The sequence below is a fragment of the Pseudoalteromonas sp. NCCP-2140 genome, from assembly GCF_023708065.1.
Classification (GTDB): domain Bacteria; phylum Pseudomonadota; class Gammaproteobacteria; order Enterobacterales; family Alteromonadaceae; genus Pseudoalteromonas.
The window spans coordinates 209,514-234,104 of record NZ_BRCZ01000006.1 but is presented as its reverse complement, the minus strand read 5'-3'; the positions used below and the strand labels follow the sequence as shown (position 1 = coordinate 234,104).

Annotated in this window: 21 protein-coding genes and 1 other RNA gene; 8 read left to right on the top strand and 14 right to left on the bottom strand. The window is 41.4% G+C overall.

The genetic code is table 11. The features are described from left to right. The first annotated feature begins 7 nt into the window (after positions 1–7). Positions 8–1,633: a phosphoethanolamine transferase gene (locus tag NFU46_RS14065; protein WP_251602640.1), complete on the top strand. Its 1,626-nt coding sequence runs from the start codon at positions 8–10 to the stop codon at positions 1,631–1,633. 20 nt (positions 1,634–1,653) lie between these two features. Beyond that, the gene (locus tag NFU46_RS14060; RefSeq protein ID WP_175082805.1) at positions 1,654–2,034 is read left to right on the top strand and encodes a diacylglycerol kinase; all 381 of its coding nucleotides are present in this window, start codon (positions 1,654–1,656) and stop codon (positions 2,032–2,034) included. On the opposite strand, the gene NFU46_RS14055 is transcribed toward NFU46_RS14060, so the two are convergent. From NFU46_RS14055 to NFU46_RS14035, 5 genes are all read right to left on the bottom strand, one after another. Further along, positions 2,031–2,264: a hypothetical protein gene (locus NFU46_RS14055; RefSeq protein WP_054564076.1), complete on the bottom strand. Its 234-nt coding sequence runs from the start codon at positions 2,262–2,264 to the stop codon at positions 2,031–2,033. The two genes, NFU46_RS14060 and NFU46_RS14055, sit on opposite strands and share 4 nt — an antisense overlap. Positions 2,265–2,343: 79 nt before the next feature. Beyond that, positions 2,344–3,093: a hypothetical protein gene (locus NFU46_RS14050; protein ID WP_251602638.1), complete on the bottom strand. Its 750-nt coding sequence runs from the start codon at positions 3,091–3,093 to the stop codon at positions 2,344–2,346. 3 nt (positions 3,094–3,096) lie between these two features. Next, a complete protein-coding gene (locus tag NFU46_RS14045) occupies positions 3,097–3,816 on the bottom strand; it encodes an SIMPL domain-containing protein (protein WP_251602636.1) in 720 nt (239 codons plus the stop codon). Between the two features lie 154 nt (positions 3,817–3,970). Then, a complete protein-coding gene (locus NFU46_RS14040; RefSeq protein ID WP_251602634.1) occupies positions 3,971–4,816 on the bottom strand; it encodes an HDOD domain-containing protein in 846 nt (281 codons plus the stop codon). A gap of 187 nt (positions 4,817–5,003) precedes the next feature. Continuing rightward, on the bottom strand, positions 5,004–5,303 hold the full coding sequence (locus tag NFU46_RS14035) for a hypothetical protein (protein WP_251602632.1): 300 nt from the start codon (positions 5,301–5,303) through the stop codon (positions 5,004–5,006). Positions 5,304–5,583: 280 nt separating this feature from the next. Between NFU46_RS14035 and NFU46_RS14030 the strand changes: the two genes are divergently transcribed. From NFU46_RS14030 to NFU46_RS14015, 4 genes are all read left to right on the top strand, one after another. Then, on the top strand, positions 5,584–7,374 hold the full coding sequence (locus NFU46_RS14030) for an ATP-binding protein (protein ID WP_251602630.1): 1,791 nt from the start codon (positions 5,584–5,586) through the stop codon (positions 7,372–7,374). Positions 7,375–7,599: 225 nt separating this feature from the next. Next, complete coding sequence (locus NFU46_RS14025) at positions 7,600–7,800, top strand: hypothetical protein (protein ID WP_058586260.1); 201 nt, start codon at positions 7,600–7,602, stop codon at positions 7,798–7,800. A 245-nt stretch (positions 7,801–8,045) separates the two neighbouring features. After that, entirely contained in the window at positions 8,046–9,425 is a 1,380-nt protein-coding gene (locus NFU46_RS14020) for an alpha-amylase family glycosyl hydrolase (protein WP_251602628.1), read from the top strand. 226 nt (positions 9,426–9,651) lie between these two features. Beyond that, the gene (locus NFU46_RS14015) at positions 9,652–10,626 is read left to right on the top strand and encodes a transposase (protein ID WP_251602626.1); all 975 of its coding nucleotides are present in this window, start codon (positions 9,652–9,654) and stop codon (positions 10,624–10,626) included. Positions 10,627–11,071: 445 nt separating this feature from the next. On the opposite strand, the gene ffs is transcribed toward NFU46_RS14015, so the two are convergent. Together ffs and NFU46_RS14005 are read right to left on the bottom strand one after the other, a co-directional pair. Then, positions 11,072–11,168: signal recognition particle sRNA small type (ffs, locus tag NFU46_RS14010), an RNA gene on the bottom strand. Between the two features lie 136 nt (positions 11,169–11,304). Further along, the gene (locus NFU46_RS14005; protein ID WP_248529332.1) at positions 11,305–12,168 is read right to left on the bottom strand and encodes a DUF3014 domain-containing protein; all 864 of its coding nucleotides are present in this window, start codon (positions 12,166–12,168) and stop codon (positions 11,305–11,307) included. Between the two features lie 134 nt (positions 12,169–12,302). Here NFU46_RS14005 and NFU46_RS14000 point away from each other — a divergent pair, with 134 nt between their 5' ends. Then, the gene (locus NFU46_RS14000; RefSeq protein WP_251602624.1) at positions 12,303–13,448 is read left to right on the top strand and encodes a patatin-like phospholipase family protein; all 1,146 of its coding nucleotides are present in this window, start codon (positions 12,303–12,305) and stop codon (positions 13,446–13,448) included. Between the two features lie 7 nt (positions 13,449–13,455). On the opposite strand, the gene NFU46_RS13995 is transcribed toward NFU46_RS14000, so the two are convergent. Beyond that, complete coding sequence (locus tag NFU46_RS13995) at positions 13,456–15,429, bottom strand: monovalent cation:proton antiporter family protein (protein ID WP_251602622.1); 1,974 nt, start codon at positions 15,427–15,429, stop codon at positions 13,456–13,458. Positions 15,430–15,568: 139 nt separating this feature from the next. On the opposite strand from NFU46_RS13995, the gene NFU46_RS13990 reads away from it, so the two are divergent. Further along, the gene (locus NFU46_RS13990; protein WP_058586265.1) at positions 15,569–16,465 is read left to right on the top strand and encodes a GGDEF domain-containing protein; all 897 of its coding nucleotides are present in this window, start codon (positions 15,569–15,571) and stop codon (positions 16,463–16,465) included. A 25-nt stretch (positions 16,466–16,490) separates the two neighbouring features. Here the strand turns inward: NFU46_RS13990 and NFU46_RS13985 are convergent, their stop codons facing one another. From NFU46_RS13985 to lpxB, 6 genes are all read right to left on the bottom strand, one after another. Continuing rightward, a complete protein-coding gene (locus NFU46_RS13985; protein ID WP_062566895.1) occupies positions 16,491–16,835 on the bottom strand; it encodes a hypothetical protein in 345 nt (114 codons plus the stop codon). Further along, positions 16,828–18,138 carry a tRNA lysidine(34) synthetase TilS gene (gene tilS / locus NFU46_RS13980; protein ID WP_251602620.1) on the bottom strand — a complete coding sequence of 437 codons (1,311 nt, stop codon included), beginning with the start codon at positions 18,136–18,138 and terminating at the stop codon, positions 16,828–16,830. Before tilS ends, NFU46_RS13985 begins: the two co-directional genes overlap by 8 nt. A 91-nt stretch (positions 18,139–18,229) precedes the next feature. Next, complete coding sequence (gene accA, locus NFU46_RS13975; protein ID WP_054553102.1) at positions 18,230–19,186, bottom strand: acetyl-CoA carboxylase carboxyl transferase subunit alpha; 957 nt, start codon at positions 19,184–19,186, stop codon at positions 18,230–18,232. 16 nt (positions 19,187–19,202) lie between these two features. Then, positions 19,203–22,694, bottom strand: a complete 3,492-nt coding sequence (gene dnaE / locus NFU46_RS13970; protein WP_251602618.1) for a DNA polymerase III subunit alpha — start codon at positions 22,692–22,694, stop codon at positions 19,203–19,205. Beyond that, on the bottom strand, positions 22,694–23,299 hold the full coding sequence (gene rnhB / locus NFU46_RS13965) for a ribonuclease HII (protein WP_187491219.1): 606 nt from the start codon (positions 23,297–23,299) through the stop codon (positions 22,694–22,696). The genes dnaE and rnhB overlap by 1 nt, the downstream gene beginning before the upstream one ends. Further along, on the bottom strand, positions 23,289–24,446 hold the full coding sequence (gene lpxB, locus NFU46_RS13960; protein WP_251602616.1) for a lipid-A-disaccharide synthase: 1,158 nt from the start codon (positions 24,444–24,446) through the stop codon (positions 23,289–23,291). The genes rnhB and lpxB overlap by 11 nt, the downstream gene beginning before the upstream one ends. Between the last annotated feature and the right edge of the window lie 145 nt (positions 24,447–24,591).

Here is a 24,591-nt window from a genome sequence, read left to right as displayed (position 1 = left end):
AATGATTATGAGCATGCAAATTAAACAACTCCTTACTAAAAAATGGCACGTTAGCTACAGCCAATTTGTCTGGCTGGTGTCGTTGTACTTGGTTATTGCATTTAATGGCCTGTTTTTATTTAACATGCTTGAAGCAGCCAGCAAACCTGAACATGTCAATTGGTTATTTATAGCAAGCGTACCGTTTTTCTTATTAGCACTGACGGCAATGGTGTTAAGTTGGTTATCGTTAATCACCTTTGTTAAACCCGTGCTTTTAACAAGCGTCGTGGTTTCATCGTTGTTGTTTTATGCAACCTTAAATTACGGTGTTATCTTTGATAAAAGCATGCTGCAAAATATCTTAGAGACAAATTCAGGTGAGGCTTTTTCATACCTTAATGTACAAGTTATCGCTTTTATTACTGTGCTAGGCGTACTGCCTGCTTACTTGTTTTCTCGCTTTAAAATTGTCGGAAACTTTCGTGTTCGTCTTAAAAGCTTTGCGCTTCTTAACGTTACAGCGTTTATTGCTGTAGCTGTTATTGCCGTTCCTTTTTATAAAGATTACGCCTCTGTAGGGCGTAATAATCGTCAATTAACCAGCTACATTACCCCCTTTGCATTTTATACTGCGGGCTATAAGTACCTGCGCGATAATTATTTTTATCCACCTTTACCATTTAAAGTCTTAGATAAAACACCGCACCTATTAGCTAAGCAACAAAGTTCACTGACGATTATGGTGGTAGGCGAAACAGCACGCGCAGCAAATTTCTCACTGCAAGGTTACGACAAGCCAACTAATCAATATACCCCTAAACTTGGCATTAAATATTTCAGTGATGTTAGTTCATGTGGCACCGCAACGGCCATTTCTGTACCTTGTATGTTCTCGCGCTTAGATCGCAATCACTATGATTCGCGCATCGCGCAAAGCCAAGAAAATGCCCTAGATATCATTCAACGAAGTGGTGTCGAAGTAACGTGGATTGATAACAATAGCAGCTGTAAAGGGGTTTGTGTGCGGGTAAACTCAGAAACGGTAGAACCAACAAAGAGCAACCCACTTTGTGACGGACGCTATTGTTTTGATGAAGTCCTGGTTGAAGAATTAGCTGCAAAGCTTGCCAAAAGTCATGCGAAGCACCAACTAGTGGTGTTACATATGATTGGTTCACACGGGCCAACCTACTATCGACGCTATCCAGAAAAAGACAGTAAATTTTTGCCTGATTGCCCACGTAGCGATATCCAAAACTGTAGCAGTGAGCAACTCACAAATACCTATGATAATACCATTGCTTATACCGACCTAGTGCTGAGTAAACTTATTAATTTACTGCAAAACAGTCAGGCGGATGACAAAGCCCTGCTGTATGTTTCAGATCACGGTGAATCACTGGGTGAAAATGGCTTGTACTTACATGGCTTCCCGTATGCGTTAGCGCCTAAAGAGCAAACCCAAGTGCCGATGCTGTTTTGGAGTAATAAACTGGCCGATACCCGCTTTAATCAATGTATCGAACAGCAGCGTAACCATGCTTTTTCGCACGATAACATTTTTGACACCCTACTAGGCTTAACCCATGTACAAAGCACTGAATATCACCCAAAGCAAGATATCTTTAATGCTTGCTCAACACAAAGCTAACGAAATAGAGATTTCATACTATGCAATTTGATAGCACTAACAAACCCATTGGCATTAAACGTATTCGCCTTGCATTCAAAAACTCCCAACGAGCATTCACGTGGTTGGCAAAGCATGAGTCTGCTTTTAAACAAGAGCTGATACTGTTGGTACTTGCCATAGCGGTGGTTTTTGTATGGCAGATTAGTCTGTATGAGAAAATTATGCTGCTTGTATCAGTGCTATTTGTGATGTTTGCTGAAGTCGTCAATACGGCAATTGAAGCCGCCATAGACCGAATAGGCCTTGAAATTCATCCATTATCAGGCCTAGCTAAAGACTTAGGATCTGCAGCCGTACTGATTGCTCTATCGATTTGTGCGTTGGTATGGGGCGGCGTGTTTGTTAATAACCTAAGCTAACTCGCTTTTTTATCATCTGGGGTGTCATTACAAAGTGCACAGTGGCGCCCTTTTGATGAATGATATAAACGGGTTGCGATAAAAATGGCCGTTGCAATAAATGACCAAAGTAGCGCAAAGCCTAATGCGCTCATTGTCTCGTGACCTTTTAGAATTTCCACCATAAATAACAAAATTGCCACCAGCGTAAAAACTTTAGTGGTTCTTAATATCCAAAATTTTGTACCCACAACTTACTCCTTTAAATGAGGCCCCTTTAAGCGAGACTCCTTTGAAAGAATAAGTGTAGTTCAAAATAAGAAAAATCCCCTAAAAACTCGAAGCGGGCTCAGACAATATTTGTACATTATTTTTGAATACCTCTAAAAGCCCCGGCGATGAGTGTTCAGTACCAAGCACTGTTACATGACAAACGTAACGATAACCGTTGTTAGTAAAGGTATAAAAATGATTGCCCCCACTGCCATCAAAACTTAACGTACCGCCGCTGATCACAAGGCTTGGCTCATCTTTCATAGATTGATCAATCCCCCATGCTGCATAGCGGTACTGATTATCAGCCAGTTCATCGATACGAATTAAATGCTGTTTTGTTTGCCACGTTAATATCGGCTTTATAAATTCACGAAGGCTTTTGTGTAATGCTTGTTTTTGCTCGTCAATCAGTGCTTCACGTCGTGCTTTTTCTGCCTCTGATTCATAAGGCACAGCCCAAATAGAGCCATCAAAGTCTAACCACAATTTGCCTGAATCAAACATGATGCCGCGCCACCCCATCATTTCCCAATCATGGCGAATATTTGAGTTCACGATTTTTTCGACAAACTCTTTATCAAAAATTTGCTCAAAGTTTTCTATAAGCATTTGCTCATTTTCAATTGCTTGCAGCGGCTCTTTGCGCTGCAGTGGATAATGCACTCGCTTAGCAATGGCAGCTTTATCACCTGCCTTAAATGCCGCAACCACAGGTTTGACAATATTTATGTGCTTTGTTGCGGCAAGACCACTGAATGCCATCAACAAAAGGAATAGATAAACGCTGTACTTAAAAAATCTCATTAATTACTCGACCACCAAATCAAACACAACATTGACACTTGCTCTGAAGGTAATCGATTCTTGTAAATACTTACCTTCTGGGACTGTATTAATACGTGAGCCCGTGACCATGATTCGTTCAATATTTGTATTGCTACCATAGCCAAAGTGACTACCTATTTCTTGCGATTGAATACTATACACTCGACCAAGTTTCGCTTCGAATGCGCTTGCAAGGCTACTTCCCTGCTGTTTGGCATTCGCAACTGCTTTATCAAGAGCGGCTTGCTCGTAATCTGAGGCTTTGGTTGATAAAAGTTGAATTTGATCGATTTGATTGACACCCACTTTAAGCGAAAAATTTAAAAAGCCGTCCAAAAGGGAGAGTTTTTTAAGGCTGACTTTAACCTTACGCGAGGCTCGAAAACCATCTTTAACTTGGTTATCATTTTCGTCATAACGCATGTTCGGCTCTACGAAAATTCGACCCGCAGAGATACTTTTTTCGTCTATTGAGAAATTATTTAAGCCCGCCAGGAGTTCATTAACTTGCGCATCGACTTGCTGCTTAGCCTGCACGCTTTCAGCTTTTACAGCTTCAAACTCTAACGTGATATCAGCCCTGTCGGGGGCGGTACGCACAACTGCCTCACCTTTAACAACAATATGACGATTATCCGGCAGACTTGTTGCAGCCATCGCAGAACTTGAACATAAAACTAATGGTAACAGTAATTTAAGCATCGTAACCTCTCCCTAGAAAAAGTTATGATGCCTTGCTACAGCAGGAAAGTATAGTAATGCATACTTTCTTTCGATGTAAAAAAGCGAGTGATGATAACTCACCACTCGCAAACTCATCGAAGTTAAGATGATAGGAAATAAACGCTAATTGGCTTTAACTTGCCATCGCATTGTCGACGTAATCTTCGACCATATCGGCAAAATCTTGATCAACAATACCCAGCTCTGCAAAGCACTGCTCTTTAATTTTAAACCACTCACTTGAATACTGTTGGTGGCGGGCATAGTCCACAGCACTTTCTGCACATTTTAAGATGGCATACGCCATACGTTGTTGCTCATCATTGTTTTGCTCTAAAAAGTGCGTGTTATGATGATTTAAAATAACGTGACAAAGTGGCTTAGGTAGGTGCCAAGATACCGAGATAAAGTAGCCAATCACCGCATGGTCGCACTGATAACGAGCCTGCTCTAGGTCAGTAATCGCATACTCTTTAGCTAGGTTTGCTTGTTTAAGAACCTCGACATAATCTCTGAATTTTAATGCCATAGCAGCAATACCGACATTATGAAAAAGCCCTAATGAATAAAGCTCATCCACCGGCATTAATGACTTATAACTATTACCTAGCAGTACACAGGCATTCGCAACTTCAACCGACTCGTCCCAAAAGCGCTCTAAGCTAATACAGGCATTGCCTTTAAAATTTTGCTTAAGCAAGGCTAAGGTTACTAGCCGGTTAAGCTGATCTAAGCCTAAAAACATCGCCGCTTGGCGTATATCACTAATGGTGCGTTGTAAACCAAACACCGGACTATTTATTGTTTTTAATAATAAAGCTGAAAGACTGATGTCTCTTGATATTAGCTGAGCTATTTTATCTAGGCTTGCATCCGACTTTTGCATTTCATCGGCAATTTGGCTCAATAGTTCAGGTTTTGGTGGAATATGAAAACCGCGTTCAAGTGAAACTAGGCGTTGTTCATCTAAGTTGATCATTTGCCCAAGAGCCTCCGTTAATAAGCAACGAGCAATTTAATAGTTTAGATGTGTAAAATAACCTAAGAAGTTCGCCTTAGTATTGTTTGAGATCAATGTGTTGCGAAGAAAGGAAATTAATTAATAAAAGGCTAACACGGCATATTATAGCAAGTTGCCATTATATGCCGTCTTTTTGAAGATTTGCTTAGTGAGCAAGTACGCTTAGCCACTCATCTGGGTTTGCTAGAATGAACTCAAATACATCGTTGTTATTTAAAGTAATGCGAATTCCATCTGCTGTAATTGGTAGAATACCCGCGCCTTTACCCGAACACTTATCAACGTTATTGATGTGCGCTCGTGAAAGTGTGTATGGACCTAAGCCTAACTCTTTATTAAACGGTTCAAAAACAATCTCTTGTTCAGTCACTAAAAGCTTACCATCCGCTTTTGCGACACCCGATTGAATAGTTGCTATTGATTCTTTGACTGTTTGCGCGTGCATATCCTTTACTCCACTTAACAAATGAGTGTGGCTTACACTCAATTAAATCATAAAAATTGCGTACCAACTTAAGATACAATAAGTACGAAAAAAGTACAGTGCTATTGATTTAAAATATTTTTATAAAAAACTTAATTATTCGCTTTAAGTTACTTTTACCTTAGTTATTAAGATTTTTTATTACCCTCATAAAAAGTCATTCTGAATTGACCCCTTTCTTATGTGAACAAATAAAAATGCGCTATGCTTAAAATAACAACAGGATAGGTGCCGAAAACTGATGACAAAAGCACTGCAGCAAACTAAAAACAAGTTGAAAGTGAATGCAATTATCGTGATTGCATTAGTAACATCGCTTACTGTTACCTCGTTATTCTTTTACAAAAATGTCGACTCACAATGGCATGACTATTCAAAAACCGCCGCTAACGTTTATGTACTTCACGACAAGCTAATTCAAAAACTCGGTTATGGTGGCTTTATTCACCATTTTAAAAACCTAGTGCTCAGAAAAAATACAGAACTGTATCTTCCGCCCATTGAAAAGGAACTCATCGAAATAAAAGAGATCCTTGCCAAGCTTAGCGCAATAAAAGAATACGACAAAACGGCACTTACTGACGTTAAAAAAACGGTTATTGAGTATGAAAGTAAAGTCGATATTGTTTTAAAGATGATTGCTAACAGCGCGGCTAGCGAGCAGATAGATACCACTGTAAAAGTAGATGATACAGATGCGTTGAAGGCACTTGCCGCGTTCGAGCAACATGTAAACTTTATGCTTAAAGATAAAAGCATCGCCATTGATGAAAACTTCCAAATTGCTTACATCGTGCATGTGTTAACAATCATATTGCTCACCAGCATATTGCTTATTTACTTTAGAAAGCTCTCAAACTCTTATAAACAACAAATTGAGCTTACTGAGAGAGCTTTAGAAGGCGCGAGAATAAAATCAGAATTTTTAGCCAATATGAGTCATGAAATACGCACTCCACTTAATGGCATTATGGGGCTTTTACAAATTTTGCAGCCGAACATTCAAAAACCGAAAAATATAGAAGTTGTGTCTAAGGCACTGTTTTCTTGTCGATCACTCCTTACCATCATCAACGATATTTTAGACTTTTCGAAAATGGAGGCGAACGAGCTTTCAATTGAACAAGTGGACTTTTCGATGTCGAAGGTTGTTGAGTCGATCAATTCTGATTTTCTGCCACTTTGTAACGAAAAAGCAATTGAATTAAACATAGATATAGACGATGACGTTGAAGATTTATGGATAGGAGACCCAGTTCGGGTTCGACAAATTATTTTAAATCTGGTTTCTAACGCCGTTAAATTTACCGAGCAAGGTGGCGTGCAAGTAAAAATTAATAAATCTTCGCAAAGCCAAAAGCAAGGTGTTGAGATAGAAGTGATTGATACTGGCATTGGTATGAATAAAGAAGGTTTAATACATCTGTTTAACCGTTTTCAGCAAGCCGATAACAGTATAACGCGGCGTTTTGGCGGGACTGGATTAGGAATGTCGATCACCTCGAATCTTATTAACCGCATGAACGGCAGTATTGATGTTGACAGCGCGCTCGGTAAAGGCACCCATTTCACCGTTTATTTACCGCTCAAAGTATCTGAAAAGCAGCACTTACATGATAGCTTTACCGATGTAACCGCACCTGACTTATCGGCCAAAACAATACTAATTGCTGAAGATAACCCACTCAACACCATGATCATCAAGTCAATGCTTGCAGAAACCAACGCAGACCTTCACTTTGCAAAAGATGGTGCTGAAGCAGTCGAGCTATTTAAACAACTCAACCCCATTTTAGTTTTAATGGATATACAAATGCCCACAATGGGGGGGATCGAAGCCTGCTCACATATTCGTAGTATTGATAAAGAGGTGCCTGTTATTGCCTTGACTGCCAACGTGATGAAAGAAAATATCATCGAATACATGAATTGTGGTTTTAATGGCCACGTAGGCAAACCCATTGAAAAGCATTTACTATTTAAAGCGCTGCATGATGTCATTGCAATTAGCCGTGACGAGCTCATAGACTAGGCTTCCCAAGCAGAAAATTTTTACCTTCACTTTATTTTCAATGACTTACATCTTTACTTCTACGTTTCTCCTGCTGATTCAAGATCGTGTAATTTTCATCCAATATTGATTGACTTGGCTAAAAAGATCCCTCATAGTCGAAAAAATCATCAGTACACATTAGACCAAATTATAAAACCAAGTAGCAACTAAAATGCTATCACAAAAATGTGGAGGAGATGCGTTATGAACCGTAAGTCAAAATTAATCTACCGTATTATGTTGGCCTCTAAGCTTCATAGCCGTAATAAAGAGATATCACTCGATACATTAAAACAAGGCTGCTGCCTAAGTGACTCTGAATTACTAACCATTATAAAAGAGCTAGAAATTAAAAAACTGATCAGCTGGGATGCCAGTAAATCTACTTTTATGATTTCAGCCTAGCTCGGCATATTTAAACGACAGCTTCGCTTTTTCTTGCTGTCGTTTTACTATTTCCCCACCCTATTTAATCATTTAAGTATTTAGCCCCCATCCAAATATAATTAAGCGTAATATTGCTACTTAATCGATTATGTAACCACATTGTGAATACGTATGCATTTAATTGTAAATATTAGCTCAGGGTATATATTTAGTCGAAGTGTTGTTTTTTCATACAACACCTTTATTCGACAACAAGGCCTGATATGAATTCATTGCTAACCAAAAGTTTGCTTATTTTATTACTAAGCCTCATTACTGCATGTACACACACTAAAACTACAAACACTGCCTATGAGCCCAAGCCTTACGTAAAACTAACTCATCCTGAGTGGTCAAAAAATGCGGTGCTTTATCAATTAAATACGCGTCAATTCACTAAAGAAGGCACCTTTAATGCAGCACAGCAGCAATTGCCACGCTTGAAAGAGTTAGGCGTTGATATTATTTGGCTTATGCCCATAAACCCGATTGGTGAAGAAAACCGAAAAGGCAGTTTAGGCAGCCCTTATTCTGTAAAAGATTACCGTAAAGTAAACCCTGAGTTTGGCACATTAGAAGACCTTAAAGCCTTTGTGAACAAAGCCCATGATATGGGGATGTACGTCATTTTAGATTGGGTAGCAAACCACAGTGCATGGGATAACAGGCTTCGATTTGAACATCCCGATTGGTACGACCGAGACTACAAAGGCCAATTTAGGCCAACACCGTGGTGGGATTGGTCTGACATTATTGATTTTGATTATTCAAAACCTGCTCTACGTGAATACATGACAGAATCGATGAAATACTGGGTAAAAGAAGTCGGTATTGATGGCTATCGCTGTGATGTAGCTGGCTTTGTGCCGGTAGATTTTTGGAATAACGTCCGCCGTGAGCTTGATAACATAAAGCCTGTTTTAATGCTGGCTGAGTGGGAGTCTCGCGATTTACATGCCGAAGCCTTTGATATGACTTACGCGTGGTCTTGGTCTGAGCACATGCATAAAATCGTAAATGGCCATGCAGATGTCAGCGCCCTCTTCGTTTATTACTCATGGAACGAAAGTGCATTCCCAGCAGAAGCTTATCGCCTTGTGGGTGTTGCCAACCATGACACAAATGCATGGGAAGGCACCATGTTCGAAAACTATGGCGATGCACTTGAAGCCGTTATTGCATTATCTGTCGTTGGCGAAGGCTTCCCTATGATTTACAACGGCCAAGAAGCGGGGAATGATAAACGCCTCGCCTTTTTCGAACGAGACCCAATCAAATGGCAAAAGCACCCCATTGGTGATTTATACCAATCACTATTTGGACTCAAACATAGTAATGAAGCTCTGTGGAATGGCCAATTTGGCGGCCGCATGGTACATGTACCAAACAGCGCACCAAAACAAGTGCTAAGCTTTGTTCGTGCAAAAGGCAACGATAAAGTATTTGCCGTATTCAACCTATCAAAAGCGCCACAAACAGTTAGCTTTAAAGAACCATTGTTTTTAGGTAAATACACTGATGCTTTTTCAAAACAGGCAATGGAATTTACTCAAACAACAGAACTTACAATTCCAGCATGGGGGTTTAGAGTATTTGTAAAATAACTTACAGCCTCACTCTACTTACTCTAAATAACCAAATTTGATCCCATAACTAAAGCTATGGGATCAAATAATCAATTAATTTACTAATAAGACACCCATATTAATTTCTATCACTCCACAGAGCTAAACCTACTAAAAAACCTCTAACTAGACACCCAACTTAAAATTTCTCACTTCTCAAAATTATGACTAAACTTAAATTGTTCAACTCATGGAGGAGAAGAGCATGGCAACCCCCCGTAGAAACTTAATAAGCGTTTCAAATACACCTTACTATCACTGCATATCACGCTGCGTTCGTCGCGCCTATTTGTGCGGACAAGATCCACTAACGGGTCGTTCATATGAACACCGGCGCGATTGGGTTGAAAAGAAACTATTTCAACTTGGCAGAATATTTTGTATTGATATTTGTGCCTACGCGGTTATGAGTAATCACACTCATCTAGTTCTTCACATTGATATAGCAAAAGCTAAGCGTCTAAATAATAAAGCGATTCTTATTAGATGGCACAAATTATTCAAAAGTACATTCCTTTGCCAACGATTCTTAAATGGCGAATTGCTAACACAAACCGAGCTCGCTGCGGTTAATGCCAGAGTAAATTTATATCGAGAACGGCTCAGCAGCATTAGTTGGTTTATGCGAGTTCTTAACGAGGGTATTGCACGAAAAGCGAATCTAGAGGATGAATGTAAAGGACGATTTTGGGAAGGTCGCTTTAAATCACAAGCTTTACTTGATGAAGCAGCACTTGCCGCTTGCCTTGCATATGTTGATTTGAACCCTGTTAGAGCAAAAGCGGCTGATTTACCTGAGCAATCTGACTACACCAGTATTAAATCTAGAATTAATGCATCTCATAATGATAAGCAACCAAAATCACTTATGCGCTTTGCAGGTAAAACACGTAAACATATGCCTAAGGGACTACCATTTGAGCTCAAGACATATCTGCAACTTGTAGATTGGACGGGGCGCTCTATGCGAATAGATAAGCCAGGGAAAATCCCAGAAGAGGCATTACCAATACTTGAAAGGTTAAACATTTGTACTGAAAACTGGCTCAAACTCACCACTTCCTTTACCCGCTCATTTAAAAATACAGCGGGTAAAGAGCAAGCTATAACTACTTATGCAAATCACATGAAACGAAAACGAAGGAGCTCTATTAGCACTAGTCGCGCACTATTTGCCTAAACCGAAACTCGAAAATATTTAAAGTAGCCTTGCATTTGGACTAAGCTTGCCCGAAATCAGGCTCTAGTCAGGCAATGCCCTACAAAATCTTGTAAACATAACATTTTAATGTATAGATTAATTTAGTTAATTAATTTTGAGCTACTAAACTAGTTGCTCTTAGAGTTAGCTATTAAAAACTCCTACTATAGTGGGTGTCTTAATAATTTTTATAACCTCTACCTGACTAACTGTGTCTCTTTCAAATCAATCATGTACATAAAAACGAAGTTCACATTTTTAATATGGGTGTCTAGATAACTCTAAAGTGGATGTCTCGATAACTTAAAAAATAAACATACTTAAAGTTGAGTTTAACTAATACAGAATAAAAAAGAGTTCTAAAGAAAGCTTTAAAACGGAATTTAAATGAGGAAAGTCACCCAAATAGAATTTTGGGTGGCAGTCTTACCAGCCGCATCTCGGCACACACGTCACAAGCTGTGGCTGCTCCCTTCCGGGCCTGACCAGGTTCACCTGCTAGTGTTGCGAGAGGACCAATAAGACTACCATTGAGGGCCTTGTTTGGCGCGGGAAGGATTATCTCTACTTTTAGCCTGTTATTCAAGGGATATTCGAAAAAGAAAGTGCGATTGCATACTTGGTATACAATCGCACTGTCATTAAGGGGGTTATCGCTTACTTTTCAAGTTCAGCTTTAATGTTGCGTAATGCAGCTTTCACTTTTTTCATATTTTCTGGGCCCATACGCAGTAATTGTTTTTGCGCATCAGGTAGGTTTTCCCACTCAGAGTAAGCATATTGATACGTAACTGAGTTGCGAACGAGTGGCATATCACCTTTTGGCTCTGGCGTATCAAGCAGTACGTCAATTGCCTCTTCTAGCGTGCCAGTGAATGCATCACCTTCGTAGCCAATTTCTGCATAAGCTTCGTTGATAAGTGGTTTGTATTCATCGTACATACGAATAACTTGAGCAGCGCTAAGGCTGGTAAATAGTTTTACGTATGGCGTGTAGCGCTCATAGCTATTTGGGTCGATTGTTAAAATGTCGCCCTCAATAACTTTAAACGACTCTTTAGGGCGTTCAACTGGCGCGTGGCTTAATGCCACTTTACCTTTGGCGATGTTATCAACATACACAACACCACGGCGAATAAGGTCATCGGTCACCATTAAGCTCATCACTTGGTCACTTAGTAACTCATCCATACGAGCAACAACCACTTCATCGCTTTCATTTAACGTTGGTAGTGGCTCAACTTCTGGAACTGGCTCTGGAGTGCGCTCTGGTGCAGTATCGACTACAACTGGTTCTGGCTCAGGCTCTGTCACTTCAGGTTCTGGTTCAGGCTCTTGATACTCAACAACTGGCGCTTCTTCTGCAACAATGTCTTCAACAACTTGCACTGGTTTATCTTCAGGCTTCAATAAAATAAACGCTGCCACACCAGCAACAAGGATAAGCACAACCACCGCAAAAATCAGGTTGTTATTTGATGAACCCTTTTGCACTTCAGGTTCTGACGAATGCTCTGACATAGACACTCCCTTAAAAATAAAACAGATAAAAATACGAAAAAACCATTTAGCCTTGAGCTAATCTTTGCTTCTTCTAGCTTAAAGACTTACAGTTGATAAATAAAGTAAAGACGCACAACTATTTAAATGCAACCATGAGCAGTAAGTTAAAAAAAACACAACACTCTAAAATCGCTTTATTACTAACAGGTGGTGGCGCGCGAGCGGCTTATCAAGTTGGTGTGCTTAAGTCGATAACGCAAAGCATGCCTCGTACAGCACCGCTGCCCTTTACTATTATTAATGGGACATCAGCTGGCGCAATTAATTCCGCAGCGTTAGCATGTTATGCATCCTGTGCGCATTTAGCATGCAAAAAACTTGAATGGGTGTGGAAGAATTTTTCGACTTCTCAGGTTTATAAAAGCGACTTTTTAAGTGTGTTTTTGCATATTACTCGCAACATGCTTACGAGTTTTCAATCTGAACATATAAACCACCCACCAGCGAGTTTACTGAACAATAAACCGCTGAGAAAACTGTTGCACGAAATACTCGATTTATCGCGTATCGAACGAAATTTACATAAAAACTACCTAGATGCAGTGTCGATTACTGCTTCGAGCTACACCACGGGTGACTCTGTCGCATTTTTTCAGTCACTTACACAAAAGCCGTGGCGCAGAGCAAAGCGTGAAGGGCAAGCAACCCGCATTAATGTTGAGCACTTAATGGCATCGAGCGCTATTCCGATGGTGTTCCCGAGCGTGAATGTTTATAACCACTATTTTGGCGACGGCTCTATTCACCAACTTTCGCCACTGAGTCCGTCGGTTCACTTAGGTGCTGAAAAAATCTTTATTATTGGTGTTGATGAGCCAAAAGAATTGCATCCACCGGGTTACCAGCCTCATTACCCGGGTCTTTCTAATATTGCCGGTCACTTACTCGATAGCGTATTTACCGACACGCTACAGTCTGATTTAGAGCGTTTACAGCGTATCAATCGCACGCTAAGCCTGTTACCTGCCCGCGACAAACACCAAGAGCTTAAACAAATCGAAACTTGCGTGATCAACCCATCGCAAAACTTTAATGCAATCGCAGCTCAGTTTTATGATGACATGCCTATGGCAATCAAACTGTTACTACGCATGATAGGCGTGAAGAAACGTTCGCAATCGAGTTTAACGAGCTACTTACTGTTTGAAAAACGTTATACCCAAAAGCTTATTGAAATTGGCTACCAAGATGGCCTTAAAAAGCTACCTGAGATTCGTAAATTCTTAGAGCTGGAGTAGTTAATAGCTACTCCATACCGTCGAGTAAAAACCGTTCTACCCGCTCTACTCGGCGAGGCTTGCCTTGTAACACTAAAATATCACCTGCCAATAAAATAGTTTGTGATGAAGGTGCGTCAATTTCTCGGTCTTGTCGGCGCAGCGCTCTAACCGACACACGCCGCTGCTCAAGTTTAAGCTCACTAATTTTCTGATTAACCGCATAAGCGTGTTCTGGCAGAGCTATAACATGTAAATACTCAAGCCTATCTGAACTTGCCTCTTCGCCATCGAGTTTATCGCCAGTGAAAAAGCCATTTAAAAACTTATAACGATTACGCCGCTCTTTACTTACTCGGCGTATGATCCGTGTCATCGGCACGCCAGACATATAAAGCACATGCGAAACCAACATTAGGCTTGCTTCGAGTGTTTCAGGCACTACCTCAGTAACACCAAGCTCTTTAAGCGTTTCCATTTCGGTATCATCGCGCATTCGTACCAGTATTTTCACGTCAGGAGCTATTTGCTTGATGGCATCAACAACAATTTGCGTTTGCTCAAAATCAGTAAAAGTAATAATGACTAGCCTTGCCCGCTCTACACCCGCTGATTTTAAAATATCTTTTTGATTTACATGGCCAAAAATAACTGGCTCACCAGCCGCTTTTGCTTCTTGCAATAAGATGGGGTTGCTCTCAACCGCTACGTATTCAATTGCTTCGGGCTTTAAAAAACGCGCAACGGTTTGCCCAACACGAGAAAAGCCACAGATCACAATATGATTTTGATACAAAGGGCTACTTGTCGCGGGCTGTTGCCAGTACTGCCCTGCATGGCTTAAAAGGCCAAGTTTTTTAAGAATAAGCGGTGTTTTTTCAATAAGGTAAGGCGTTAGCGCCATTGAAAGCACGCCAACTGCAATTAAAAATGAAGCTTGCTCTGAGCTTATTAACAAGTGCTGCGAAGCAAGTGCAATTAATACAAAGCCAAATTCTCCCATTTGCCAAAGCATAATACCCGCCGATACCGCATCTTGCTTACGCTCCCCTATCACTTGCGCAGAAATTGCGAGCACCGCAATTTTGAATAGCAATAAGCCAATTAATACTGCGATGATCCAGTACCAACTATTAAGTACATAGAGCACATCTAACTGCATACCGACGGTAACAAAAAAGAGTCCCATCAAAATATCGCGAAACGGTCTAATATCGGCTTCTAGTTGGTGACGATAATGGCTTTCTCCTAACATCATGCCGGCTAAAAAGGCGCCTAACGCCATCGATAAACCAAATAGGTAAGTCAGGCCTGCGGCAAACAAGGCAACCAATAAAGTCGTTAGCATAAATAGCTCATCGGTTCTTACCAGCGCTATTTCGCTAAACACTTTAGGCAAAATCCATTTACCTATGCCGAACAATAAAATACACACTAAAGCGCCTTTAGTGAGTGCAAAAGCCAATGCTCCAGCAATTTCTTCAGAGCCACTTTGTGCTAGTAAAGGGTAAACAATGAGTAGAGGGACAACAGCAATATCTTGAAATAGCAACACCCCTATTGCCAACTGGCCGCGGCGCTGGTTTAAATCTCCAGACTCTTTAAGTAACTTGACCACCACCGCCGTAGAAGACAGTGCCATTAAACTGGCGATGGTAAAACTATTTAAAAGGCTGTGCTCTAACAGCAGTAAAATCAGCATAAATACAATGCTAGTCACCACGACCTGTAAGGAGCCAAGACCAAATACAATATTGCGCATTGCCATTAAACGCGGCAATGAAAACTCAAGCCCTAAACTAAACAGTAAAAATACAATGCCGAGTTCGGCAACAAAGTGCATTTCGTGGCTTTGCGCCATCCAGCCAATACCATGACTCCCCGCCAACACGCCGGTGGCAAGATAAGCAAGAATAGGTGGTAAACCAATTCGTTTGAAGAACCAAACAAATAATACGGCAGCGACGAGCAAGCCAAACACTTGAATCAGCACATTTTGCAAGCAATAAACTCCCTTCTACTTGATGATAAAGCTGTACCCTACCTTAAATATAGCAACCATCTGTTTTTCAGCCAGTTTAAAAATGTGGCACAAATCTCGCTAAGTATGAGTATCTAAACACTCCGGGGGGAGAATTATCATGGAAAATGTCCATATTTTGACGCAGCGGGTGTCTGCGCGAGGCGAGTTTCTGCCGTTTTCGGCAGAGCATTACCGAATAAATGAAACAAATAGTCCACACGATTTGGTCGCAAGGTTACAAACTACGTTATCAATCGAAGAAATTTTGACAATTTTTGCCGAACACGCAAAACAACTGATCAATTTATCTGGATTACAGTTCCAATCTGCACTCGGAGTGTCACAAAGTGCTGGCAGCGATACCAGTCAAACACCGTACTCTTTTGATTTAGATATCGAAAGTGAACGCTTAGGGCAGCTAATTTACTTTAGCCAGTTCCCTATGGGTAAAGCGATAGAAGCAAAATTAAAGCTACTTCATACAGCACTCGTTTACCCATTGCGTAATGCGCTTATGTACACCCGCGTATTACGTTTAGCGACTAAAGATGCGCTAACAGGCTTAAACAACCGTAGTCAATTTAATGACAGCTTGGCACAAAAGCTAGAACGTTGCCGCCGTCAACATCGTCCATTTAGTTTAATGCTGCTTGATTTAGATAACTTTAAACAAGTGAACGATAACTTTGGTCATAAAATTGGCGATGATGTACTGCAAGAATTTGCTAATGTATTACGCACTAGCGTGCGTGGCACTGACTCAATTTTCCGCTTTGGTGGAGATGAATTTGCATTATTAATCGACGACCCTGAATTCACCACTAATAAGGTAATTGCTGATCGTATTATGAGTTTGGTTGCTAGCTCAGGGTTGATGGCTCAATATGATGTAACATCAAGTATTGGTTATACACTCGCCAATAACCAAGACTGCGAAAACGAAGTGTTTGCCCGTGCTGACAAGGGTCTTTATAAGGCAAAAGCTGCAGGAAGAAACTGCGCAAGAGCTTACTAATTGAGTAAAAGCCTAGCATCCCCCGCTAGGCTTTTTTGTTTATAAATTTATAACCCAGTAATACTAACCAAAAACCAGCGAAGAAGCCGCTTAATAAGTAAAGCAAGGCAGCCATGGTGGTAAGGGGCGATACCATCACTAAAGCCAGTGGCGTAAGTACGCCTAGAATAAAGAAAATACCGCCTTTGCCTGACCAGTAACCTAGCAGCAATAATGAGCAAACTAAGCCGCCAGCTAGTGCATAAAAAAGTGTATTTATTGTCAGCTCTGCATAAGCAAAACCAGCAATTACAGCCACTAGCACCGACAACGCAAAGCCAAGTGGTGCCTTATTAACTAGTGATAAACCAACATGTGGTTGTTCACTCATAGATTGTCTCCCAAAGAATTCCATCTTCAACACTGTGCTGCTCACTAATAAAGTAGCCAACTACTTGCACAAGTTGATCGTTATAAAAAATAAGTGGTGTCTGCGCACGTAACCAAGGAGCTACTTTGGCATCTTTAAACCAATGCTTTAAAGTATTTGAACCGGGTTTATGCAAAGGCTTTATACGCGCTTGTGGCTTATTAAATTCAACCCTTACTTGCTCATCGGGCTTTGGTTTTCTAATACCCTTGCCCGCTTTCAGTATTAGTTTTCGGCCACCAATCAGTTCAACGCTTTGCAAAGCAATATCCATCGCCTCAGGTATTGCCTGCTCTTTCACAAAATACCAATGCTGCTGATGTCGACGAACATCGCCGCTTTGCAAACAAATTTTTATCTGGGCATCGGCTTTTGCCGTTAAACCTTGCTCAATAATTTGCTGTAGCTGATTCTCTGAAGGTAATTGATGGGTAAACTGATTCAGCCACGCACGTATAAGGTTTGCTTGTCTGGGCTTACTAAACCCCGCAATTGCCTCGCAGCTTAAACCACCCTGCTTATTTTGACAGTGTGTAAGGTCGTTTTGAGTATATTCATCGAGCAGCGATTGCTGCTTTTGTAACAGCCGAATACTGCGCGCTGCACTTTTTTCAAACCCTTGAAAACGCTCCGTTAAAATGGGTAGAACCTGATGACGTAAAAAATTACGGTCAAAGCGTTCATCAATATTTGAATCATCGGTGATATGAGTAATAGCAAATTCACTGGCAAATTGTTCAATTTGCTCACGAGTGATATTAATCAGCGGTCTAAAACATACACGCCTAGACGCTAACAATCGCGTTTGTGGCATTGATGCTAAGCCTTGCAAGCCAGAGCCCCGCTTTAGCCGAAGTAAGAAGGTCTCAAGTTGATCATTTAAGTGCTGACCAAGCATTATCACACTACCTGATATACAGTTTTCGTCGAGTGCTTGGTACCGCGCCTCTCGCGCTTGTGCCTCAAGTGATGTACGCGAGCGCTCATAAATTTCAACGTGTACCGCTTTAAATGCGACATCGAGCTCTTCACATAGCGATTGGCAAAACCCTTGCCACTCATCGGCATACTTGCTCAAACCATGATTAACATACACAGCTTCAAGTTTAAGTTCTGAGTGTTGCTGTTGAGCTTGCTTCATTAAATGTAACAATACAACCGAATCAACACCACCAGATAAGGCAACGCTAAAGCTACTTTGCTGAGCGTTCAGTAAAGGCTGCAATTGTGCTAAAAAATGGTGGTATAAATCTGATGTTTGCATTTAAAACCAATGAGTATACAAGCGTCTTTGTTATCGGCATTATAAAACAAAAAAAGCCGCAAAAGCGGCTTTTTTCAATTTTAAGCTGTGTTTAGCAATAGCCAAACGACATTAAACGTTTGTAACGCTGATCAAGCATTTCATCTAGTGAAAGGCCTTGTAAGTCAGCTAGGTCACGCTTAAGTTGGTTTTTAAGGTTACGCGCCATCGCATCGTAATTACGATGTGCGCCACCAAGTGGCTCATCAATTACGTTGTTGATTAAATCAAGCTCTTTAACACGTGCAGCTGTTACACCCATGGCTTCTGCTGCTAATGGTGCTTTATCTGCACTTTTCCATAAGATTGATGCACAACCTTCTGGCGAAATTACAGAGTAAGTGCTGTATTGCAACATGTTAACGCGGTCGCCCACACCAATTGCTAATGCACCACCAGAACCACCTTCACCGATAACAGTACAGATAGTTGGTACTTTTAACGCGGCCATAACTTTAAGGTTACGCGCAATTGCTTCACTTTGACCACGCTCTTCAGCGCCAACACCTGGGTATGCACCTGGGGTGTCGATAAATGTCATGATCGGCATTTTGAAACGCTCAGCCATTTCCATTAAGCGTAAAGCTTTACGGTAACCTTCTGGCTTTGGCATACCAAAGTTGCGTTTAATTTTTTCAGCCGTGTCACGCCCTTTTTGTTGGCCGATAACCATCACTGGTTGACCTTCAAAACGTGCAACACCACCTAAAATAGCTGGGTCGTTAGCAAAAGTACGGTCGCCTGCTAGTTCGTCAAATTCCGTGAAAATGCGCTCGATGTAATCACGAGTATAAGGACGCAACGGATGACGGGCTAACTGAGAAACCTGCCAAGCACCTAATTCAGAGAAAATTTTCTCTTTCATTTCAGCACTTTTCTCTTTTAATCGACTGACTTCCTCTTCTAATCCAAGGTCTAATTCGCCAGCGCGGCTTACATTTTGTAATTCTTCAATTTTTGCTTCTAATTCTGCGATTGGAAGCTCAAAATCAAGATAATTGAGGCTCATGCTCTAAACTACCTAATTAATTAAATTCTAGTTCTACATCTTGCGCCGCCATCAGCGATAACTTATGAAGCAAGTCATCACTCGGCGTAACACACCATTCGGTTCCTAAGGTAATCTCAGCCAACGCATCCGGACGTTGATAGAATACTTTAATAGGACAAGTACCAAACTTATAAGGTTCCAGTACTTTTTGTAAATTATCGAAGAAGTTCGCCTCGATCTGCACCATATTCAAGGTCATTTTAATCGCTTTTATACGTTTTTCTCGCGCCTCAGCGATGGTGCATATGTCTCTAGCGGTCATTGTAATGCCACCAGAGAAGTTATCAAAGCTGACCTGTCCAGATATTACCAAGATATTGTTTACTTGCAGCAAATCTTGGTACATTTCAAACTGTTCTGGGAATAAGCGTACATCAATACGGGCACTCTTGTCATCTAAAGTTACAAGACCCCATCGATTTCCCTTTTTGTTTATTAAGGTACGGGCAGAAATTACTAAGCCTGCGGCCGTTGACTGCACATCGCGGTTAGTGGGTTGTAAATCGACCAGCCTTCCTGATGTATAATGCTTTAACTCTTTACGATACTGATTAATTGGGTGGCCAGTTAAATACAGACCTAAAGTTTCTTTCTCACCATCTAGCCACTCATTGTCGGTTAAATCTGTGGCTTTGATAAATGCTTGTTCAACTTCATCTGGCTCTGTAGCAAGTAATCCAAATAAATCTGCCTGCCCTAATGACTCAGCCTTATGATGCTGATCGGCTGCTCGCATGGCATCTTTTAAACTTGCTAATAAAGTTGCTCGGCCAGGCTGTGTTTTATCTGGACCAAGTTGATCGAGCGCTCCGGCATAAATAAGCTTTTCAACAACTCGCTTGTTTAAACGCTTTAAGTCAACACGAGCACAAAAATCAAATAAGTCCTTAAACGGGCCACCTTCGCTACGGGCTTCTAGAATAGCTTCAACAGGCGCCTCACCAACCCCTTTAATGGCACCGATACCGTAAACAATTTCACCTTGTAGATTAACCGTAAACTTGTACTCACCGGCATTTACATCCGGCGGTAACAAGGTCAGTTTCATGTTTTCACATTCATCTACCAAGGTAACAATTTTATCGGTGTTATCCATATCCGCCGACATTACCGCAGCCATAAACTCTGCTGGGTAGTGGGTTTTCATCCACAACGTTTGGTAAGATACTAAGGCATAAGCAGCTGAGTGAGATTTGTTAAAACCATAACCTGCGAATTTCTCTACCAAGTCGAAGATTTTCATTGCAAGTTCGCCGTCAACTCCGTTATTAACAGCTCCCTCTTCGAAGGTTGAACGTTGCTTTGCCATCTCCTCTGGCTTTTTCTTACCCATCGCACGACGCAGCATGTCAGCGCCACCTAGCGTATAACCAGCCAGTACCTGCGCAATTTGCATTACTTGTTCTTGATAAAGAATGATACCGTAGGTCGGTTCTAGAATGGGTATCAAGCTATCGTGTTGCCACTGCACATCAGGATAAGATAGCTCTTCGCGGCCATGCTTACGGTCGATAAAGTTATCTACCATGCCTGATTGCAATGGACCAGGGCGGAATAGTGCTACCAGTGCGATCATATCTTCGAAGCAATCGGGTTTTAGACGACGAATAAGGTCTTTCATACCACGAGATTCGAGCTGGAATACCGCGGTGGTTTCGGCGCGTAGCAGTAACTCAATACTTGGCTTATCATCAAGTGGAATAGCGTTGATATCAATCGGCTCTTTACCCTCTCGGGCTAAGCGCTCGTTAGTCATATCAATTGCCCACTGCAAGATGGTAAGTGTTCTAAGACCTAGAAAGTCAAACTTAACTAAACCCGCCGTCTCAACGTCGTTTTTATCAAATTGCGTTACCGGGAATTTACCCTCATCATCACAATAAAGAGCAGCAAAGTCAGTGATGGTGGTTGGTGATATTACAACACCACCAGCATGCTTACCGGCGTTACGTGTACAGCCTTCAAGGATGCGACACATATCAATAAGCTCTTTGACCTCTTCATCACCGTCGTAGGCTTCTTGTAAACGCGGCTCAACATCAAACGCTTTAGCCAAGGTCATGCCCGGATCGCCCGGTACTAGTTTAGAAATACGATCAACAAAGCCGTAAGGGTGACCAAGTACACGGCCTACGTCTCGGATAACCGCTTTTGCAGCCATGGTACCAAAGGTAATGATCTGAGATACCGCATCACGGCCATAAAGCGCCGCTACGTGATCAATTACCTCATCACGCCTATCCATACAGAAATCGACGTCGAAATCGGGCATTGAGATACGTTCTGGGTTCAAGAAACGTTCGAATAGTAAGTCAAATTCGAGTGGATCGAGGTCGGTGATCTTCAGTGCATAAGCAACCAATGAACCAGCACCAGAACCACGCCCTGGACCTACCGGAATATTGTTATCTTTACTCCACTGGATGAACTCCATTACGATCAAGAAGTAACCTGGGAAACCCATTTGGTTGATTACGTCGAGCTCGATTTTCAGACGCTCATCATACTCGCCACGTTTCTCTTTACGCTCTTGCTCATCTGGGAATAAAAACTGTAAACGCTCTTCAAGGCCATCTTCAGAAACCTTAACCAAGAAGTCTTCAATTTTCAGTGAACCGGTTGGGTAATCTGGTAAGAAGTAAGTTCCTAATTGTACGGTCACATTACAACGCTTAGCAATTTCAACGGTGTTTTCTAACGCTTCAGGAATATCGCTAAATAGCTCAGCCATTTGCTCTGCTGTTTTAAGATATTGCTGCTCAGAAAAACGTTTTGGTCTACGTTTATCTTCTAAGGTGTAACCGTCATGGATTGCCACGCGGATTTCATGGGCTTCAAAGTTTTCTGGTTTTAAAAACACCACTTCGTTAGTTGCCACTACAGGTAACTGCTCTTTTGTAGCAAGCTCAACAGCTAGGTGTAAATAGTCTTCTTCTAACGCACGTTCCGTACGAATAAGCTCAATGTAATAATGATCGCTAAAATGTTGCTTATAAAAACTAACAACCGATTCAATAAGCCCGGGGTTACCTTTTAATAGGGCTTTACCTAAGTCGCCATCTTTAGCACCAGATAATAAAATAAGGCCGTTTTTGTGCTCCACCAGCCATTCACGGTCAACCACCGGGCGGTGAAATAGATGTCCACGCTGGTACGCTTTAGAGATCAATAAAGTAAGGTTTTTATAACCTTCGTTATCTTTCGCTAAGATGGTAATTCGGCTAGGTTCATCTTCAAATTCAGGGCTTCTTAACCAAAAGTCTGCGCCAACAATAGGCTTAATTCCAGCGCCATGGGCAGCGCCATAAAAACGCACCAAACCACATAAGTTCATCTGATCGGTGATAGCCAATGCAGGCATTTGCAGCTCTTCTGCTTTAGCGACAATTGGCTTAGTTTTAGCTAGGCCATCCACCATTGAGAAATCTGAGTGAACACGTAAGTGAACAAATTGCGGCGCAGGCATTACAGTTGCTCTCCTTTTAACGCCAAAATGCGCTGAACAGGTTTAAAGCTTTTACGATGCTCTGCAATAGCACCGTATTGTTCAAGTGCTGCAAAGTGTGCCTTAGTCGGATAGCCTTTATGGCCTGCAAAACCATAGTCAGGGTAACGCTTATCAAGCTCAATCATTTCTTCGTCACGAGCAACTTTCGCTAAAATAGATGCCGCAGAAATCTCTTCAACGAGGCTATCGCCTTTTACTACCGCCTGTGCTGGCACAGTTAATTGACTAGGCACACGGTTACCATCAATAAAGACAAACTCAGGCTTTACGCTTAAGCCTTCAACCGCGCGGCTCATTGCAAGCATAGTGGCATGAAGAATATTTAACTCGTCAATTTCAGTTGGGCTGCAACGGCCAATAGCATAACAAAGGGCTTTTTCTTTTATTTCTGCAGCTAATAATTGACGTTTTTTGTCTGATAACTTTTTAGAATCTGCTAACCCTGCAATAGGCTTATTCGGATCAAGTATTACCGCAGCGGTAACAACATCACCCACTAATGGGCCACGGCCAACTTCATCTACACCAGCAATATAATTAACATTCGGTCGTTCAATTTGCATTTAGTAACTCCGCGACTGCTGCTGCAGCTTGTTCATTGGCATTTAATCTAATGTTTTTATGTATGGCTAAAAAGCGCGCTTTTAGTTCGCTATTATCGCTATTAAGCATAGGCGTTAGCGCTGCTGATAAGTTTTCAACATTACACTCAGTTTGTAAGTATTCTGGAACGAGTTCTTCATCGGCTAATAAATTAGGCAACGAGAAATACTTAATGTTAAAAGTGAATAAGGTTTTGAAAATCCAGTAACTCAGTGGCTTAATTTTATAACCCACAACCATCGGCTTTTTATACAGCATACCTTCAAGCGTTGCGGTTCCTGAGGCAAGTAAAATGGCATCAGCGGCTTGCATTGCAAGATTTGACTGACCATCTAATAATTGCAGTTTTAGTTCAGGGGCTGTTTTTTCTAAAATCTCACAAAACTGAGCTTTTCGTTTTTCATTGACTAATGGCACCAAAATTTTAAGGTCAGGGTTTTGCGCTTGCAATTTTGCCGCTGTTTCAATGTAGGTTTCGCTTAAAAGCCCTACTTCAGAACCTCGGCTGCCTGGTAACAACGCAAGTACTTTATCAGTTTGTGCTAAACCTAGTTGGTTACGAGCCTCGGTTTGGTCGTGCTCAAGGGCAATATCATCAGCCAAAGTATGACCCACAAAGGTACAAGGTACATCGTGCTTATCGTAAAAGGCTTTTTCGAACGGTAAAAGTGCCAGCACTAAATTAGTGGCGGCACTGATTTTATGAATACGTTTTTCGCGCCACGCCCACACTGACGGGCTAACATATTGTACTGTTTTGATGCCCGCCTCTTTTAGCGGCTTTTCGACACGTAAGTTAAAGTCAGGGGCATCGATACCAATAAATACATCTGGTGGGTTGTCGATAAAATGCTGCACCAATTGTTTGCGTATTTTTAGTAGGCGCGGTAATCGGCCAAGTACTTCAACTAGGCCCATTACAGATAATTCGTCCATATCGAATAATGTTTTACAACCAGCCGCTTGCATACGCGGGCCTGCAATCCCCTCAAATATGGCATCTGGAAAACGGCGTTTAAGTGCTTTTACTAGCCCTTCACCTAAAATATCACCTGATAACTCACCTGCCACCAAGGCAATACGTAACGGCTTTGTTTGTTCTTTCATTCGTTGATAATTCGCAACTTTTGGCACTAATAAAAACGAGTTTACCGTGTTTTAGCAGTCGGATAAATGTCACAGAGTTAATAAATACTAGAAATCGAAATTAGCCTGCCTACTTGCTCATTGGTTGAGCATTTATTTGCGTGTG